Origin of the sequence: Nocardioides sp. NPDC057767 (genome assembly GCF_042798275.1) — a bacterium.
In the GTDB taxonomy this organism is placed as follows: Bacteria; Actinomycetota; Actinomycetes; order Propionibacteriales; family Nocardioidaceae; genus Nocardioides.
In genome coordinates, this window is record NZ_JBHVKJ010000084.1 from 1 (window position 1) to 16,415 (window position 16,415).

13 protein-coding genes are annotated in these 16,415 nt (G+C 70.2%); 3 read left to right on the top strand and 10 right to left on the bottom strand.

Annotation, left to right across the window (positions count from 1 at the left end):
• Window positions 1–113: 113 nt before the first annotated feature.
• Window positions 114–2,039 (bottom strand): helix-turn-helix domain-containing protein, encoded by a 1,926-nt coding sequence (locus tag ACFVDI_RS26785; protein WP_378911925.1) that lies wholly within the window; start codon window positions 2,037–2,039, stop codon window positions 114–116.
• Window positions 2,036–4,708 (bottom strand): DNA translocase FtsK 4TM domain-containing protein, encoded by a 2,673-nt coding sequence (locus ACFVDI_RS26790; RefSeq protein WP_378911926.1) that lies wholly within the window; start codon window positions 4,706–4,708, stop codon window positions 2,036–2,038. Before ACFVDI_RS26790 ends, ACFVDI_RS26785 begins: the two co-directional genes overlap by 4 nt.
• Window positions 4,709–4,785: 77 nt before the next feature.
• Here ACFVDI_RS26790 and ACFVDI_RS26795 point away from each other — a divergent pair, with 77 nt between their 5' ends.
• Window positions 4,786–5,448 (top strand): lysoplasmalogenase, encoded by a 663-nt coding sequence (locus ACFVDI_RS26795; RefSeq protein WP_378911927.1) that lies wholly within the window; start codon window positions 4,786–4,788, stop codon window positions 5,446–5,448.
• Between the two features lie 197 nt (window positions 5,449–5,645).
• Here the strand turns inward: ACFVDI_RS26795 and ACFVDI_RS26800 are convergent, their stop codons facing one another.
• The 8 genes from ACFVDI_RS26800 to gcvT are packed head-to-tail and all read right to left on the bottom strand — an operon-like array spanning window position 5,646 to window position 12,777.
• The gene (locus ACFVDI_RS26800; RefSeq protein WP_378911928.1) at window positions 5,646–7,331 is read right to left on the bottom strand and encodes a ribonuclease J; all 1,686 of its coding nucleotides are present in this window, start codon (window positions 7,329–7,331) and stop codon (window positions 5,646–5,648) included.
• Window positions 7,332–7,342: 11 nt separating this feature from the next.
• Window positions 7,343–8,230 carry a 4-hydroxy-tetrahydrodipicolinate synthase gene (gene dapA / locus ACFVDI_RS26805; protein ID WP_378911929.1) on the bottom strand — a complete coding sequence of 296 codons (888 nt, stop codon included), beginning with the start codon at window positions 8,228–8,230 and terminating at the stop codon, window positions 7,343–7,345.
• Window positions 8,231–8,246: 16 nt separating this feature from the next.
• Window positions 8,247–9,185, bottom strand: a complete 939-nt coding sequence (locus ACFVDI_RS26810) for an LLM class F420-dependent oxidoreductase (RefSeq protein ID WP_378911930.1) — start codon at window positions 9,183–9,185, stop codon at window positions 8,247–8,249.
• 38 nt (window positions 9,186–9,223) lie between these two features.
• Window positions 9,224–9,715, bottom strand: a complete 492-nt coding sequence (locus ACFVDI_RS26815) for a dihydrofolate reductase (RefSeq protein WP_378911932.1) — start codon at window positions 9,713–9,715, stop codon at window positions 9,224–9,226.
• Window positions 9,705–10,499: a thymidylate synthase gene (locus tag ACFVDI_RS26820; protein ID WP_378911933.1), complete on the bottom strand. Its 795-nt coding sequence runs from the start codon at window positions 10,497–10,499 to the stop codon at window positions 9,705–9,707. Before ACFVDI_RS26820 ends, ACFVDI_RS26815 begins: the two co-directional genes overlap by 11 nt.
• Window positions 10,500–10,513: 14 nt before the next feature.
• A complete protein-coding gene (locus ACFVDI_RS26825) occupies window positions 10,514–11,344 on the bottom strand; it encodes a PhzF family phenazine biosynthesis protein (RefSeq protein ID WP_378911934.1) in 831 nt (276 codons plus the stop codon).
• Between the two features lie 27 nt (window positions 11,345–11,371).
• Window positions 11,372–11,629 carry a hypothetical protein gene (locus ACFVDI_RS26830; protein WP_378911935.1) on the bottom strand — a complete coding sequence of 86 codons (258 nt, stop codon included), beginning with the start codon at window positions 11,627–11,629 and terminating at the stop codon, window positions 11,372–11,374.
• Between the two features lie 5 nt (window positions 11,630–11,634).
• A complete protein-coding gene (gcvT, locus tag ACFVDI_RS26835; RefSeq protein WP_378911936.1) occupies window positions 11,635–12,777 on the bottom strand; it encodes a glycine cleavage system aminomethyltransferase GcvT in 1,143 nt (380 codons plus the stop codon).
• A gap of 79 nt (window positions 12,778–12,856) precedes the next feature.
• On the opposite strand from gcvT, the gene ACFVDI_RS26840 reads away from it, so the two are divergent.
• Window positions 12,857–14,398, top strand: a complete 1,542-nt coding sequence (locus tag ACFVDI_RS26840) for a leucyl aminopeptidase (RefSeq protein WP_378911937.1) — start codon at window positions 12,857–12,859, stop codon at window positions 14,396–14,398.
• 215 nt (window positions 14,399–14,613) lie between these two features.
• Window positions 14,614–16,398, top strand: coding sequence for a 2-oxoglutarate dehydrogenase, E2 component, dihydrolipoamide succinyltransferase (gene sucB / locus ACFVDI_RS26845; protein WP_378911939.1), 1,785 nt, complete (start codon window positions 14,614–14,616; stop codon window positions 16,396–16,398).
• Window positions 16,399–16,415: the final 17 nt, after the last annotated feature.

Below are 16,415 nucleotides of genomic sequence, written 5' to 3' on the forward strand. Positions count from 1 at the left end.
GCGGGCGGTCGGCCAGCGACGTGGTGTGGCGCCAGGCGGCGTAGGTGACGATGCCGCCGACCAGGGCCACGCCCAGCTGCATCGGGACAGACGCGCCGAGTCGGCGAGTGGTGTCAGTTGGCGGTGTAGGTGCGCTGGGCGGCCTCGCCGGTCTTGCCGAGTGCCCGGGCCTTGCTCTCGCCGACCGCGACCTTGAGAGAGCCGTCGGAGGTCTGGACGCGCAGCGGCGGGGTGACCTGGAGCTGCTTGGACTCACCGAAGGCCAGGTCGCCGCTGAAGACGACCTTGCCGCGCGAGTCGCGTACGACCACGTGGGCACCGCCTCCGGCGGCCGAGATCGTCACCGGAACGGGCGAGGACTTGCCGTAGGGGCTGTCGGTGCCGGCGGAGCCGTCGAGCTGGATCGCTCCGGCCTGGGGCTCGTGCTGGGTGCCGTCGATGACCAGGCGGGCGACCGACCAGACCAGGATGACCGCCATCACGGCGGCGACCAGGACCGACCAGGACGGACCGCCACGCATCCGTCGGACCGGGCGGATCGCGGCACTGTGGGCGAGCTCGGCCTCGAAGATGGCGCGCGGGCTGACGGGCCCGGAGGCGTACTTCTCGTCATAGGTGCGCAGCAGCGGCGCGACCTCGATGCCGAGGACACGAGCCAGCGTGCGCAGGTGGCCGCGGGCGTAGAAGTCACCGCCGCAGGGGCCGAAGTCGTCGACCTCGATCGCCTCGATCACGTGCGGACGGATGCGCGTCCACTCCGCCAGGCCCTCGACGTCGAGCGCCAGCCGGCGGCGGGCAGCGGCGATCTCGGCTCCGATCTCCGGAACCTTGGTCGAGACCACCTCGGTGGGCTCGTCGTCGACACCGGCGAGCGCCTTGACGCCCTCCTCGGGCACGGCGAGCGCCCGAACACCTTCGGGCTCGGAGTCCTCCTCGCCCTGCTCGATCGCGAAGACCTCGGTCTCCTCGTCGGCATCCGTCTCCACGTCGTCGGACTCCACCGGGTCCAGCTGGAGCGCGTTCGCCCCGTGGACGGCGATGGTCTCCTGAGGCTCGTCGGGCACGTAGCGTACGTCGACCCGGACCGCCGTCGAAGGCTCGCGCAGCGGCGCGACCGGCTCCGCCTTCGCCTCGGCCTTCACCTCGGGCTCGGGGTCCGTCTTCGGCGTCGTCTCGTCCTGCTCTGTGTCCCGATCCACCTGGTCCTGCCCTGCCTCGTCCGCCACGTCCGCGGCATTGATACCAGGCTCGTCCAAGACCCGGAGCATCCGGGGGTTGGTGTCGTCGGCGCCGACGGACAGGGGTGGCCGGATGGCGGTATCACCGTCCTCGACCGGGGCCTCGCCGACGATGCCCTCGACCTCCTCGGCACTGTCGTCCGCGGTGTCCTCGGCGCTGTCCTCGACGCTGTCCTCGACGCCGTCGGCGTCCGGCTCGACCTCGAGGCCGGGATCGATCTCGACGACCTCGACGCCCTCGGCGGCGACGATCGCGATCGCCTCGGTGACGTCGTCACCGGCACCAAGGACGCGGGTGGACAGACCCAGGGGCAGGGAGAACGGCAGGCCGTAGAGACGCTCGGTCAGCATCGCCTGGCGCCGGGCGGTCGGCGAGAGCTCTTCGAGCACCTCGTCCTCGTCGTGCAGCAGGACGCCGATGCGGCCGTCCTTCCAGAACCGCTCGATCCCCTCCGGACGAGGGGTGTGCTCCACGCACTCGATCTTCGACCACGGAATGCCCTGCCAGGTCTGGCCGAAGCGGAGGCGCACGCCCTGCTCGTCCACGAGCAGCAACGGCATCCGGGAGTCCCAGGCGGTCCAGCCCTGCACCGCCGCGACGGCGAGCAGGATCAGGCCGACCAGATAGCCCTCGATACCGCCACGCAGCACGAAGGCGAGGCCGACGAGCAGCGACGCGAGGGCCACGACCAGCGCGAGCCGGCCGTTGCGGCGTACCTCGACGACGTCGACATCGATGTCGGGAGCCTCGACGGCTTCTTCAGGGTCGACGGTCTCGGCCGTCGGTGGGTTCTCGCTCACATCTCCCCCTGGATCGTTGCGATGACGCCGTCGATCTCGTCCGGCTTGACGAGTACGTCGCGTGCCTTGGAGCCCTCGGAGGGACCGACCACGCCGCGCGACTCGAGGATGTCCATGAGGCGGCCGGCCTTGGCGAACCCGACGCGCAGCTTGCGCTGCAGCATCGAGGTCGAGCCGAACTGGGTGGACACGATCAGCTCGATCGCCTGGATGACCAGGTCCATGTCGTCGCCGATGTCGTCGTCCAGCACCCGCTTGGACTCCGCCGGAGCGGTGACGTCGTCGCGGTAGGACGGCTCGAGCTGGCCCTTGACCGACTTCACGACCGCGTTGATCTCCGTCTCGGAGACCCACGAGCCCTGCACACGGATCGGCTTGGAGGAGCCCATCGGCAGGAACAGCCCGTCACCCTGCCCGACCAGCTTCTCCGCACCCGGCTGGTCCAGGATGACGCGCGAGTCGGCCAGCGACGAGGTCGCGAAGGCGAGCCGCGACGGCACGTTGGCCTTGATCAGACCCGTGACGACGTCGACCGAGGGCCGCTGCGTGGCCAGCACCAGGTGGATGCCGGCTGCGCGCGCGAGCTGGGTGATGCGTACGACCGCGTCCTCGACGTCGCGCGGGGCGACCATCATCAGGTCGGCGAGCTCGTCGACGATGACCAGGAGGTAGGGGTAGGGCGACAGCACCCGCTCGGAGTCGGGCGGCACCTGCACCTTGCCCGCGCGGACGGCCTTGTTGAAGTCGTCGACGTGACGGAAGCCGAAGTTGGCCAGGTCGTCGTAGCGCATGTCCATCTCGCGTACGACCCAGGCCAGCGCCTCGGCGGCCTTCTTCGGGTTGGTGATGATCGGGGTGATCAGGTGCGGCACGCCCTCGTAGGCGTTGAGCTCGACCCGCTTGGGGTCGACCATGATCATCCGCACCTCGTCGGGCGTGGCCCGCATCAGCACCGAGGTGATCATCGAGTTGATGAACGACGACTTACCCGAGCCGGTCGCACCCGCGACCAGCAGGTGGGGCATCTTCGCCAGGTTGGCGACCACGAAGCCACCCTCGACGTCCTTGCCGACACCGGTGATCATCGGGTGGTGGTCGCCGCGCGCGGCGTTGGAGCGGAGCACGTCGCCGAGGGTGACGATCTCCTTGTCGGAGTTGGGGATCTCCACGCCGACGGCGGACTTGCCGGGGATCGGCGAGAGGATGCGTACGTCGGCAGAGGCCACCGCGTAGGCGATGTTCTTCTGGATCCCGGTGATCTTCTCGACCTTCACGCCGGCGCCGAGCTCGACCACGTAGCGGGTGACCGTCGGGCCCCGGGTGTAGCCGGTGACCGCGGCGTCGATGTTGAACTCCTCCAGCACCGCTTGGAGCCGGTTGACGATGTCGTCGGAGGCCTTCGAGCGCGCCTTGTGCGGCGATCCCGGCTTGAGCAGGTCGCTGGCCGGGAGGGTGTAGGCGACGTCGCCGGCGAGCATCAGCTGCTCGACCCGCTGCGGCAGCTCCGCGTGGGGCGGCGGCTCGAGGTCGCGCTTCGCTCCCGGCTTCGGTGCGGCGTCGGAGACCGCAGGCATGAGCCCCGCCGCGTCGCTGGGCACGGCCTCGTCGGGCTGGGTGTCGGCGTCCGATTCCTCGTCGAGGGCGAGTGCGATGTCGAGCCCGTCCTTCTTGCGCTTCTTCTTCGGCTTCTCCTCCTCGAGGAGCGGCGTCTCGTAGGGCTCGAAGCCCTCCCGGTCGAAGGTGTCCTCGTCGGCGAAGAGCTTCCCGCCCCGACGCACCCGCCGGATGTTGGTGCCGCTCTCGCTCAGCTCCTCGGGCGGGGTCAGCCCCAAGGCCCGGTCGCGCAGCTCCACCAGCCGGCTCGGCACCTGGTAGAGCGGGGTCCCGGTGATGACCAGCACCCCGAAGACGACGAGTAGAGACAGGAGTACGACGACCACGGCCGTCGAGCGCAGGACGTCGAGCAGCAGGCTGGCCACGACGTAGCCGATGGCGCCACCGGCCCACTGCAGCTCGCTGCTGTCGCCCGAGGTGGGCTGCGGGTTGCCGTTGGCGATCTGGATGATGCCGAGCGTCGCCATCAGGAAGGCGGACCAGCCGATCGCGAGCCGACCGACCGGGGCGGCGTTGACCGGGTCGCGCATCAGCCGGGCGCCGGCGAAGACGAGTCCGACCGGCACCAGCCAGCCGACCTTGCCGACCACCCCGGCCACGGCGATGCGGACGACGTCGAAGAACTGACCACCGAGCTGGAACCAGACGCCGGCGGCGACCAGTACGGAGAGGCCGATCAGGAACAGGCCGGCGCCGTCGCGCCGGTGCTCCGGCTCGAGGTCGCTGGCGGCCTGGCCGCCGACTCGGAAGATGGCAGCCACTCCCCCGGCGATCGCCAGCCACAGGCTCGCGATGGTCGAGAAGATGGCGTCGAAGAGGACCGCGATCGGGCTCGGCCCGTTGCGGACGGCACGCGGTGGCGTACGGTTCGTCGTCTTCCGGTTGGTTGACTTTGCGGCGGGACGGCGCTTGCTCTGTCCTTTTTGAGGCGCTGCCTTGGAGCGGGCCCGGCTCGTGGCCGTTGCTCGCTTTGTCGTGGTCGTACTCCGGGGACGGGTGCTCTTGGTGGTGGTCGAGCTCCGCGAACCCGGCGGGGAAGACGTACGGGTCGCCATGAAAGCAGCGTATTCGACCGGGCCCCCGGGCTCCGGGACCCCCATGGGGGTGTGTTGCAGCGGTGTAGTTTGCCGCCATGCAGAGCCTGACAGTCATGATCGCCCTCCTCACCGCCGTCGATGCCGTCACCGACTGGGCCTGCGTGTGGTCCGGCTGGCGACGACTCCACTACGTCACCAAGCCCCTGGTGATGGTGGGGCTGATGGGGTTGACGGTGCTGATGGGGCTGGTCAGCGGCGGCGAGCCAGCCGCCTGGTGGCTGCTCGTCGCGCTCTTCTTCGGGATGCTCGGAGACATCTCGATGATCGGGTCATCGACGCGTCGCTTCCTCGGCGGAGTGGCGCTGTTCTTCGTCGGCCACCTGGCGTACGCGGTGACCTTCCTCACCCTCGGACTCGACGCCCCCGCATGGTCCTGGGCCGGCGTTGCGGCAGCGATCGCGCTCGCGATTCCGATGGGACGAGTGCTCCGGGGCGCCCGCCAGATGGGCGGCACGCCGGTGGCGGCTGCCCTGGCGGCGTACTCGCTGGTGATCGCCGCCATGCTCGTGCTCGCCTGGCTCACCGGGAGCGTGTGGATCGCCGCGGGTGCGCTGGTCTTCGTCATCAGCGACACCCTGATCGGGCTCAACCTGGCCGAGCACGGCAACGAGCCGCCGCGCCTGACCGACGTGCAGATCATGGTGACCTATCACGTCGGCCAGGCGCTGATCACGGCCGGAGTGCTGCTGGCGCTGTGAATGCCGACCGAGGTAACTCGGTCGAGCGTCGGTTCCCTCGTGGAGTTCCACGAGGACAGTGGGCGCTCACCGAGTTACCTCGGTGAACATCCACGCCCGTGTGGATCTCGACCCGCTTCGCGGGTTCGCAAGCTCACCCGCTGCGCTCGCTCGATCCCTTCGCGTTGGTCCTGCGAGCTTCGCTCGCAGGACCAGGCTCAGGCCTCGATGACGACCGGAATGATCATCGGACGGCGACGGTGGGTGCTGGAGACCCAGCGGCCGAACGTACGCCGGATGGCCTGCTGCAGCTGGTAGGTGTCGGTGGCGCCCTCGGAGATGGCGCGGTTGACCGCCTTGATGATCGGCTGCTTGATCGGGTCGAAGGCGTTGTCGGGCCAGACGTGGCCGCGGGCGTGGATCTCGGGTCCGCTGGAGACCACCCCGTTGACGGAGTCGACCACGACGATGATCGAGACGAAGCCCTCCTCGGAGAGGATCCGGCGGTCCTTGAGCTCGGACTCGGTGACGTCCCCGACGGTGGTGCCGTCGACGAAGACGTAGCCGCACTCGACCTTGCCCGCGATCTCGGCCTTGCCGTCGATCAGGTCGACGACGACGCCGTCCTCGGCGTAGACGACGCTCTCCACGCCGGTCTGGCGGGCCAGGTCGCCGTTGGCGAGCAGGTGGCGCACCTCGCCGTGGACGGGCATCACGTTGCGCGGGCGGACGATGTTGTAGCAGTAGAGCAGCTCGCCGGCGCTGGCGTGGCCGGAGACGTGCACCAGGGCGTTGCCCTTGTGGACCACGTTGGCGCCGAGGCGGGCGAGGCCGTTGATCACCCGGTAGACCGAGTTCTCGTTGCCCGGGATCAGCGAGGAGGCGAGCAGGACGGTGTCGCCCGGCTCGATGTGGACGAAGTTGTGGGTGCCGTTGGCGATCCGCGACAGCGCCGACATCGGCTCGCCCTGCGAGCCGGTCGAGACCATCACGACGCGCTCCGGCGGCAGCTCGGCGAGCTCCTTGGCGTCGACGATGACGTCCTCGGGCACGTGCAGGTAGCCCAGGTCGGCGGCGATCTGCATGTTGCGGACCATCGAGCGACCGACGTACGCCACCTTGCGCCCGTGCGCGACGGCGCTGTCCAGCACCTGCTGGACACGGTGCACGTGGGAGGCGAAGCAGGCCACGATGATGCGCTGGTCGGACTCGCGGAAGACCTGCTCGATCGCGGGCGCGATCTTCTTCTCGGCGGTGGTGAAGCCGGGGACCTCGGCGTTGGTGGAGTCGGTGAGGAACAGGTCCACGCCCTCCTCGCCGAGCCGGGCGAAGGCGCGCAGGTCGGTGATCCGGCCGTCGAGGGGCAGCTGGTCCATCTTGAAGTCGCCGGTGTGCAGCACCAGTCCGGCGCCGGTGCGGATCGCAACCGCGAGTGCGTCCGGGATGGAGTGGTTCACCGCGACGAACTCGAGCTCGAACGGTCCGAAGGTGATCGTGTCGCCCTCGCGTACCTTGTGCTGAACGGTCTCGCGCAGGCGGTGCTCGCGCAGCTTGGAGCCGAGCAGGGCCAGGGTCAGCTCGGAGCCGACCAGCGGGATGTCCTGGCGCTCGCGCAGCAGGTAGGGCGTCGCCCCGATGTGGTCCTCGTGACCGTGGGTCAGGACCAGCGCCTCGACGTCGCCGAGCCGGTCACGGATCGGACCGAAGTCGGGCAGGATCAGGTCGACACCGGGCTGCTGCTCCTCGGGGAAGAGCACGCCGCAGTCGACGATCAGCAGCCGGCCGTCGTATTCGAAGACGGTCATGTTGCGGCCGACCTCGCCGAGACCGCCGAGAGGGGTGACCCGCAGGCCGCCCTTGGGGAGCTTGCCGGGTTCGGTCAGCTCCGGGTGTGGGTGAGACAAAGGCATTCCTTCTAGAGAAGGCCAGAGGCCTCCAGCCCGGCTCGCAGCGCCTCGACCTCGTCGTCGTCGAGCGCCACCAGAGGCCCTCGCACGTTGCGGTTGTCGATCACGCCGGTCAGCTCGAGAGCGGCCTTGGCAGTGGTGGCTCCGTAGTTCGGGACGCCCATGATGGCGTCGATCGCGGGGAGCATCCGCGCATAGGTCTTACGGGCGGTCTCGATGTCGCTCGCCCCGAAGGCGTCGATCATCGTCCGCGTCTGGTCGCCGAGCACGTGGGCGGCGACGCTGATCACGCCGACGGCGCCGTGCGCCAGCCAGGCAAGGGTGAGCGCGTCGTCACCGGAGTAGATCGAGTAGCCCAGGTCGAGCAGCCGGGTGCCGCGAGGGAAGTCGCCGGCGGCCTCCTTGACCGCGACGACGGTGTCCCAGGTGATCGCCTCACGGTAGGTGTCGAGGGTGATCGGAGACCCGGTGCGGCCGGGCACGTCGTAGAGGATGACGGGGATGTCGGTGGCGGAGACGACGGTGCGGAAGTGCTCGCGGATGCCGCGCTCGCCCGGCTTGTTGTAGTAGGGCGTCACCAGCAGCAGGCCGTCGGCGCCGACCGAAGCTGCCTGCTTGGCGAGCTCGACGGTGGTGCGGGTGTCGTTGGTGCCGATGCCGGCCACGATCTTGGCGCGGTCGCCGACGGCGTCCTTGACCGCCGCCAGGATCTCGCCGTCCTCGGCCGGAGTGGTGGTCGGCGACTCACCGGTGGTGCCGGAGACGACGATGCCGTCGTGGCCGTGGTCGACCAGGTGCTTGGCGACTTTCTGAGTCTGCTCCAGATCAACCGAGCCGTCGTCGTTGAAGATCGTGACGAGTGCTGAGAGCACGGTGCCGAACGGAGCATCAGTCATGGCGTACAGACTATCGTCAGACGCGCGCCAAGACCTCGTCGGCTACGAGGGCGAGATGGTCCAGGTCGCTCAGATCGAGCACCTGCAGGTAGATCCGGCTGGCACCGACGTCCTCGAACCGCTTGATCTTGGCGACCAGCTCGTCCGGAGTCCCGGCCAGGCCGTTCTCGCGCAGCTCGGCGGGCTCCCGGCCGATCGCCTGAGCGCGGCGGGCGATCTCGTCCTCGTCGCGCCCGACGCACAGCACCTGGGCGGCCGAGTAGATCATCGAGTCGTCCCGACCGGCCGCCTCGACGAACCGCCCGACGTTCTCGAACAGCGCCAGGGACTCCTCCACGGAGACGAACGCGGCGTTGAACTCGTCCGCGAAGGTGGCGGCCAGCGTCGGCGTACGCTTCTTGCCGCCACCACCGACGATCACCGGGATCGACCCGGCGTGACCGCGGGTCTGGACCGGCTTGGGCAGGCCCGGGCTCTCGGTGATGGTGTAGTGCTTCCCCTTGAAGCTGAAGGTCTCCCCCGGCTCGGTCGCCCACAGGCCGGTGATGATCTCGAGCTGCTCCTCGAGACGGTCGAACCGCTCCCCGAGCGCCGGGAACGGGATCCCGTACGCCGCATGCTCCTCCTCGAACCAGCCCGCCCCCAGGCCGAGCTCGACCCGGCCCTCGGACATGTCGTCCACGTTGGCGGCCTGGATGGCCAACACGCCCGGGAGGCGGAAGGTCGCCGAGGTGACCAGCGTGCCGAGCCGGATCGTGCTCGTGTCGCGGGCCAGGCCCGCCAGCGTCGTCCACGCGTCGCTCGGTCCGGGCAGCCCGTCGACCGACCCCATCTTCAGGTAGTGGTCGGAGCGGAAGAACGCTCCGAACCCGAGCTCCTCGGCCTTCTGGGCGACGGCGAGGATGTCGGCGTAGGACGCCCCCTGCTGGGGTTCGGTGAAGATGCGCAGCTCCATGTGGTTTACCTTAGAGGGACGAGCTGGCTACTCGCGCGTCAGGGAGCGCGGCTGAGGAAGACCCGGTCGTACGCCTCGTGCGGCTCCCGCTTCGTCTCGACCCACTCGGCCTCGTCGAACGGCGGGTAGAGGACGTCGCCCTCCGGTCTCAGGTGGACCCGGGTGATCACCTGTTCGGTGGCGTAGGGCATGGCCGCCGCGTAGACCTGCGCTCCTCCGGCGATGACCGTGTCGCCCTGTTCTGCCGCGGCCAGGGCGAGGGCGGAGTCGATGTCGTGGGCGACCAGGACACCGTCGTGGGCCCAGTCCTCGTCGGTGGTCAGGACGACCGTCGTGCGGCCCGGGAGGGGCCGGCCGATGGACTCGAAGGTGGTGCGGCCCATGACGAGCGTGTGGCCCATCGTGATCGCCTTGAACTCAGCCTGCTCGCCGGGGATCCTCCAGGGGATGTCGGGGCCGTTGCCGATGACGCCGTTCTCGGCGACCGCCGCGATCATCACGACCCGCCGCGACGCCGCCTCAGACGGCAACGGGGGCCTTGATTCCAGGAGCCGGGTCGTAGCCCTCGAGGGTGATGTCCTCGAGCTCGAAGGCGTCGATGTCCTTGACCTCCGGGTTGAGCCGCAGCCTCGGCAACGGCCGCGGCTCGCGGGTGAGCTGGAGGCGGGCCTGCTCGATGTGGTTGCTGTAGAGGTGGGCGTCGCCGAGCGTGTGCACGAACTCGCCCGGCTCGAGGCCGGTCACCTGGGCGACCATGTGGGTCAGCAGGGCGTAGGAGGCGATGTTGAACGGCACCCCGAGGAACACGTCCGCCGAACGCTGGTAGAGCTGCAGGCTCAGCCTGCCCTCGGCCACGTAGAACTGGCACAGGGTGTGGCACGGCGGCAGCGCCATCTCGTCGATGTCTGCCGGGTTCCACGCACTGATGACGTGGCGGCGGCTGTCCGGGTCCTGCTTGATCTGGTCGATGATCCGGGCGATCTGGTCGACATGACGGCCGTCGGGCGTCGGCCAGGAGCGCCACTGGTAGCCGTAGACCGGGCCCAGGTCGCCGTTCTCGTCGGCCCACTCGTCCCAGATCGTGATGCCGCGCTCCTGGAGCCAGCGCACGTTGGTGTCGCCGCGCAGGAACCACAGCAGCTCACCGAAGACGGACCGGGTGTGGACCTTCTTCGTGGTCAGCAGCGGGAACCCCTCGGCCAGGTCGTAGCGGGTCTGGTGACCGAAGACGCTGATCGTGCCCGTCCCGGTGCGGTCGGACTTCTCCACACCCTCGTCGAGGATGCGGGTCAGGAGATCAAGATAGGACTGCACGCTCCCAGCCTAGGTCAGAGCTCGACGGTCCCGCGGATGGTGGTCAGTGTGTCCCCGCCCACCCACACCTGGTCCGGCGTCCGCTCGATGTAGACCCGTCCCCTCCGCTTCATGACGGTCCCCTGCGACGAGACGTACGCATCGGGGAGCTGCGAACCTGCCAGCCACTGCCCGAGCGCAGCGTTGAGCGAGCCTGTCACCGGGTCCTCGAAGGCCACGCCGTCAGCCGGGTAGAACGCCCGGACCTCGACCGCGCACTCGCCGCCCTCGGGGTAGCGCCCGACCAGCCCGACCTTGTGATCGCCCAGCACGGCGTGGTCGGGAGTGACAGCCAGGACTGCCTCGGCGTCGGCGAGCATCACGCCCACCCAGCCCGGCCCGTTGTCGCACCAGCGCGCGTCCTGGATGTCGCCGCGCTCGATCCGCAGCCCCTTCGCGATGGCGTCAAGCGTCTCCTCGTCGACCTCGCCGCCCCGGCGCAGCTCCGGCGCGGCGAAGGCGATCCGCTCGTCGCGGCGCAGCGCCACCAGCCCGACGCCGCACTCCTGCACCAGGCTCTCCCCCTTGGGGATGCCGCCGGCCTCCAGCCACGCGTGCGCCGACCCGAGCGTCGGGTGGCCAGCGAACGGCAGCTCACCGCTGACCGTGAAGATCCGCAGCCGGTAGTCGGCGGCCGGGTCGGTGGGGCTCAGCAGGAACGTGGTCTCGGACAGGTTCGTCCACCGTGCGAAGGCAGCCATCTGCTCGTCGGTGAGGGCGTCGGCCCCGTGCACGACGGCTACCGGGTTGCCCAGCAGCGGCTCGTTGGTGAAGACGTCGACCTGGCGGAACTCATAGGCACTCACGCCGCCGAGCCTATCGGTGGCGCAGGCTCAGGCGGTCAGCTTCATCGGGCCGTAGACCTGGCGGTCGTGCTCGAACAGCACCACCGCGGCCACGCCGGCGTCCAGGAGGTCCTGCCAGACCTCGCCCACCCACGACTCGGCGTCGCTCTGGTTGGCGAAGCGCTGGCCGGCGAGGTCTCCGTCGACCGCCACCTCGGCACCCGAGGCGTCGACGAGCTGCCACCACCACGGCCGCTCGGCCGCGGTCGGCTGCTTGAACACGGACGGCACGTCAGGAATGCTCATGTCGCTCAACCCTCCCTCACGTGCGAGGGGACGAACGGCGGCTTGGTGAGCTGGAAGATCTCGCGGCGGCCGCGTACGTCGATGCCGATCTCGGCCTCGGGGTTGACCGTGGTCGAGACGAGCACCAGGCCGACGCCCTTCTTCAGCGTGGGCGAGAAGGTGCCGGAAGTGACCTCGCCGACCGGTACGTCGGCGGTCAGCGACGCCGTCATGTGCGGGCGCGGGATGCCGCGGCCGACGGCGACGATGCCGCGCAGGGCGCGCTTCGGGCCGGCCTCCTTCTCGGCGATGAGTTTGTCGCGGCCCCAGAAGGCGTCCTTCTTCCAGCCGACGGCCCAGCCCAGCCCGGCCTCGTTGGGGGTGACGTCGAGGGCGATGTCCTGGCCGTGGAGCGGGTAGCCCATCTCCGTGCGCAGGGTGTCGCGGGCGCCGAGGCCGCACGGCAGCGCACCGAGCGCCTCGCCGCGGGAGAGCAACGCGTCCCAGAGCGCCCCGGCGGCCTCGTTGGCGACGATCAGCTCGTAGCCGCGCTCGCCGGAGTAGCCCGACCGGCACACGACCACGCCGATCTCGTCACCGAGCACGTCGCGGGCGGCGGCCTCCACGAACGACATGTATTCGTGACCGGCCGGCAGCCCGACGGCCTCGAGCAGCTCGTCGGACTTCGGTCCCTGGACGGCGAGCACCGCGTAGTCGCGGTGGTGGTCGGTGAGGGTGATGCCCTCGGGCGCGGCGGCGCGGAGCCGGCTCACGACCTCGGGGGTGTTGGCGGCGTTGGGGACGATCAGGACGTGCTCGTCGTCGCGGTAGTAGGCGATCAGGTCGTCGACGATGCCGCCGGTCTCCTCGTCGCAGCACAGCGTGTATTGCGCCTTGCCGGGCTTGATCCGGCCGAGGTCGTTGGTGAACGAGGCGTTGACGAAGGCGGCCGCGCCCTGGCCGCTGATCATGACCTTGCCGAGGTGGCTGACGTCGAAGACACCGACGGCCTCGCGTACCGCGGTGTGCTCCTTGACGACCCCGGAGTACTCCAGCGGCATCGACCAGCCGCCGAACTCACCGAACTTCGCACCGAGCTCCTGGTGCTTTGTGTGCAGAGGGGACTGGAGCAGCTCCGACCCGCCCCCCGTGGAGGTCTCATCAGCCATGCTGCGAACCTATCGCACCTGGTCGACACAGCCCGGTCCGTGGCCCCTCCTCCGGCGTGCCACACCTAGACTGCACGGCGTGACCCTGCCTGACATCACCTATACGCTGCGCACCGCCTCTCCCGCCAAGACCCGTGCCGAGGCGGTCGTCGTCGGCGTCGGCCAGGGCGCGAAGGACGTCGAGGTAACGACCGGCGCGGAGGACGTCAAGGCCGCCTACGGCCGCCGGTGGCGCGGAATGCTGGCCACCCTGGGCGTCAGCGGCAAGGCCGGCGAGGTCACCCGCCTGCCCGCGGGCGAGGAGATCGGCGCCCAGCTCCTGGTGCTGGTCGGTCTCGGCAAGGCCGGTGCCGACGGCACCTACTCGGCCGATGCCGTACGCCGCGCCGCCGGTGCCGCCGCCCGCTCGGTGCCCAACGCGACCTCCGTCGCGGTGGCCCTGCCCGCGGACACCCCCGAGCTGGTCCGTGCGGTCACCGAGGGCTACCTCCTCGGCGGCTACACCTACACCACCTACAAGTCGAGCACGGGCAAGTCGGGCTCGGGCAGGTCGGGCAGCGAGAGCACGGGCCCGAGCGACGTCGCGATCCTGAGCGCGATCGCGCGGCGTACGGACGCGGTCACCGCCTTCGAGGAGGCGCAGATCCTGGCACAGGCGGTCGCCGGCACCCGTGAATGGGTCAACATCCCGCCCGCCGACCTGACTCCCCCGGCGTTCGCCGACGCCATCGAGCACGTCGCCGGCCTGGTCGACGGCGTGGAGACGACCGTCTACGACGAGAAGCAGCTCGCCGAGCTCGGCTGCGGCGGCATCCTCGCGGTGGGCATGGGCTCGGAGGCCAGGCCGCGACTGGTCGAGCTGACCTACTCCCCCGACGACGCCCGGGGCCACATCGCGCTGGTCGGCAAGGGCATCACCTTCGACTCCGGCGGCCTCACGATCAAGCCGGGCAGCTCGATGTCCACGATGAAGTCGGACATGGCCGGGGCGGCCGCGGTGGCCCAGGCCACCTTCGCGATCGCCCGCCTCGGGCTCCCGGTGAAGGTCTCCGCCTTCGTGCCGATGGCGGAGAACATGGTCTCCGGCTCCTCCTACCGACCCGGCGACGTCGTCACCCACTACGGCGGCACGACCGTCGAGGTGTCCAACATGGACGCCGAGGGACGGATGATCCTCGCCGACGCGCTGGTGCGCGCGACCGAGGTCTCCCCCGACGTGATCATCGACGTGGCCACGCTCACCGGCCACATGGTGGCGGCCCTGGGCGACAAGGTGAGCGGCGTGCTCGGCTCCGAGGAGGTCGTCGAGCGCGTCCTCGCCGCCGCCGACGTCGCCGGCGAGCAGATGTGGCCGATGCCCATCCCGGAATGGATGGACGAGCGAATCCGTTCCTCCAAGGTGGCCGACCTCAACCAGCACGACTGGATCCGCTGGGGTGGTGGCCTGTACGCGGCGGCGTTCCTGCGCGAGTTCACCGGCGGCCTTCCCTGGGCCCATCTCGACATCGCCGGCCCCTCCTTCAACAGCGGGGGCGCCTCGGGCCATCAGACTCCCGGAGGTACGGGTGTGGCGGTGGCAACACTGGTGGACTACGTACGCGAGATGGCTACCGATCAGTAGTGGTCCGGTTGACACAGCGCTGCGGGGGTAGTGACAAGATGGGCCCGTGATCGACGCCCTCGGCCGCCCTTCCGGCGGCATCATGCGTGCGTCGGGCAGGTGTCGGCCCAGACCGATGCGCCTCTCTTCCCACCGAGCCTTCGGCCTCGGTGATGGCGGCGCGCGTTTCCGGACATACAAGTAGAGCAACGAACAGACGTAGAACGAAGGAACCCATGGCCACCGAAGTAACTCTCCCGGCACTCGGCGAGTCCGTCACCGAGGGCACCGTCACCCGCTGGCTCAAGCAGGTCGGCGACACCGTTGCGGTCGACGAGGCCCTGCTGGAGGTCTCCACCGACAAGGTCGACACCGAGATCCCCTCCCCGGTCGCGGGCACCGTGCTCGAGATCAAGGCCGCCGAGGACGACACCGTCGAGGTCGGTGGCCTGCTCGCCGTCATCGGTGCCGCCGACGAGGCCGGCGCCGCGCCGGCTGAGCCTGCCGCTCCCGCGGCCGAGCCCGCCGAGGCCGCCGCTCCTGCCGCCGAGCCCGAGGCTCCGGCCGCCCCCGCTGCTCCGGCCGAGCCCGAGGCGCCTGCCGAGCCCGCCGCTCCGGCCGCGCCTGCCGCTGCCGCGCCCGCCGCCGGTGGCAACGCCACCGAGGTCCCTCTCCCCGCGCTGGGCGAGTCGGTCACCGAGGGCACCGTCACCCGCTGGCTCAAGCAGGTCGGCGACGCGGTGGCCGTGGACGACGCGCTGCTCGAGGTCTCCACCGACAAGGTCGACACCGAGATCCCCTCGCCGGTGGCCGGCACCCTGCTCGAGATCAAGGTCGCCGAGGACGAGACCGTCGAGGTCGGCGCCGTGCTCGCGCTGGTCGGTGACGCCGGAGCCGCCCCGGCTGCCGCGCCCGCTCCCGCCGCGCCGGCTCCCGAGCCCGCCCCGGAGCCCACCCCCGAGCCGGCACCCGAGCCGACTCCTGCTCCGGCGCCCGAGCCCGCCCCGGCTCCGGCTGCTCCCGCCGCTCCGGCGTCGGCTCCGGCAGCCCCGGCCCACGCGGCCCCGGCGACCGACAGCTCCCCGGCGATCCAGCCCGGTGGCTACGTCACCCCGCTGGTGCGCAAGCTCGCCGCTCAGCACAACGTCGACCTCAACACCGTCGAGGGTTCCGGTGTCGGTGGCCGTATCCGCAAGGAGGACATCCTCCAGGCGGCCGCCGCCAAGTCGGCTCCCGCCGCTGCGGCTCCGGCAGCCGCGGCTCCGGCAGCCTCCGCCGCTCCCGCAGCGGCCCCGGCCGCCCCGTCGCCGCTGCGCGGCACCACCGAGAAGATCTCGCGCCTGCGCAAGGTGATCGCCGAGCGGATGACCGAGTCGCTGCACACCGCGGCCCAGCTGACCCAGGTCATGGAGGTCGATGTCACCAACATCGCCCGCCTCCGCGAGGCCAACAAGGCCGGCTTCCTGCAGCGTGAGGGCGTCAAGCTGACCTACCTGCCGTTCTTCGCCAAGGCCGCGATCGACGCGCTCAAGGTGCACCCGAAGCTCAACGCCGGGATCGACGTCGAGGCCGGCACGGTCACCTACTACGACCGCGAGAACATCGCCTTCGCCGTCGACACCGACCGTGGCCTGCTGACCCCGGTCGTCAAGGACGCCGGCGACCTGTCGATCGCGGGCATCGCGAAGAAGATCGCCGATGTCGCCGACCGCACGCGCAACAACAAGATCACCCCGGACGAGCTCTCCGGTGGCACCTTCACGATCACCAACCTGGGCTCGTTCGGCGCGCTCTTCGACACCCCGATCATCAACCAGCCGCAGGTCGCCATCCTCGGCCCGGGTGCCGTCGTGAAGCGTCCGGTCGTCATCGACGACCCGGACCTGGGCGAGACGATCGCGGTGCGCTACATGGTCAACGTCGCGCTGACCTACGACCACCGCCTGGTCGACGGCGCCGACGCCGGCCGCTTCCTCCAGGACGTCAAGAAGCGTCTCGAGGCGGGTCAGTTCGAGCTCTGATGCTCAGTGAGAGACGC

Coding starts and splice junctions, on each gene's coding strand:
- ACFVDI_RS26810 (WP_378911930.1), bottom strand. CDS start 9,185: ATGGAGCTGCGCATCTTCACCGAACCCCAGCAGGGGGCGTCCTACGCC.
- ACFVDI_RS26790 (WP_378911926.1), bottom strand. CDS start 4,708: ATGGCGACCCGTACGTCTTCCCCGCCGGGTTCGCGGAGCTCGACCACC.
- dapA (WP_378911929.1), bottom strand. CDS start 8,230: ATGACTGATGCTCCGTTCGGCACCGTGCTCTCAGCACTCGTCACGATC.
- ACFVDI_RS26795 (WP_378911927.1), top strand. CDS start 4,786: ATGCAGAGCCTGACAGTCATGATCGCCCTCCTCACCGCCGTCGATGCC.
- gcvT (WP_378911936.1), bottom strand. CDS start 12,777: ATGGCTGATGAGACCTCCACGGGGGGCGGGTCGGAGCTGCTCCAGTCC.
- ACFVDI_RS26830 (WP_378911935.1), bottom strand. CDS start 11,629: ATGAGCATTCCTGACGTGCCGTCCGTGTTCAAGCAGCCGACCGCGGCC.
- sucB (WP_378911939.1), top strand. CDS start 14,614: ATGGCCACCGAAGTAACTCTCCCGGCACTCGGCGAGTCCGTCACCGAG.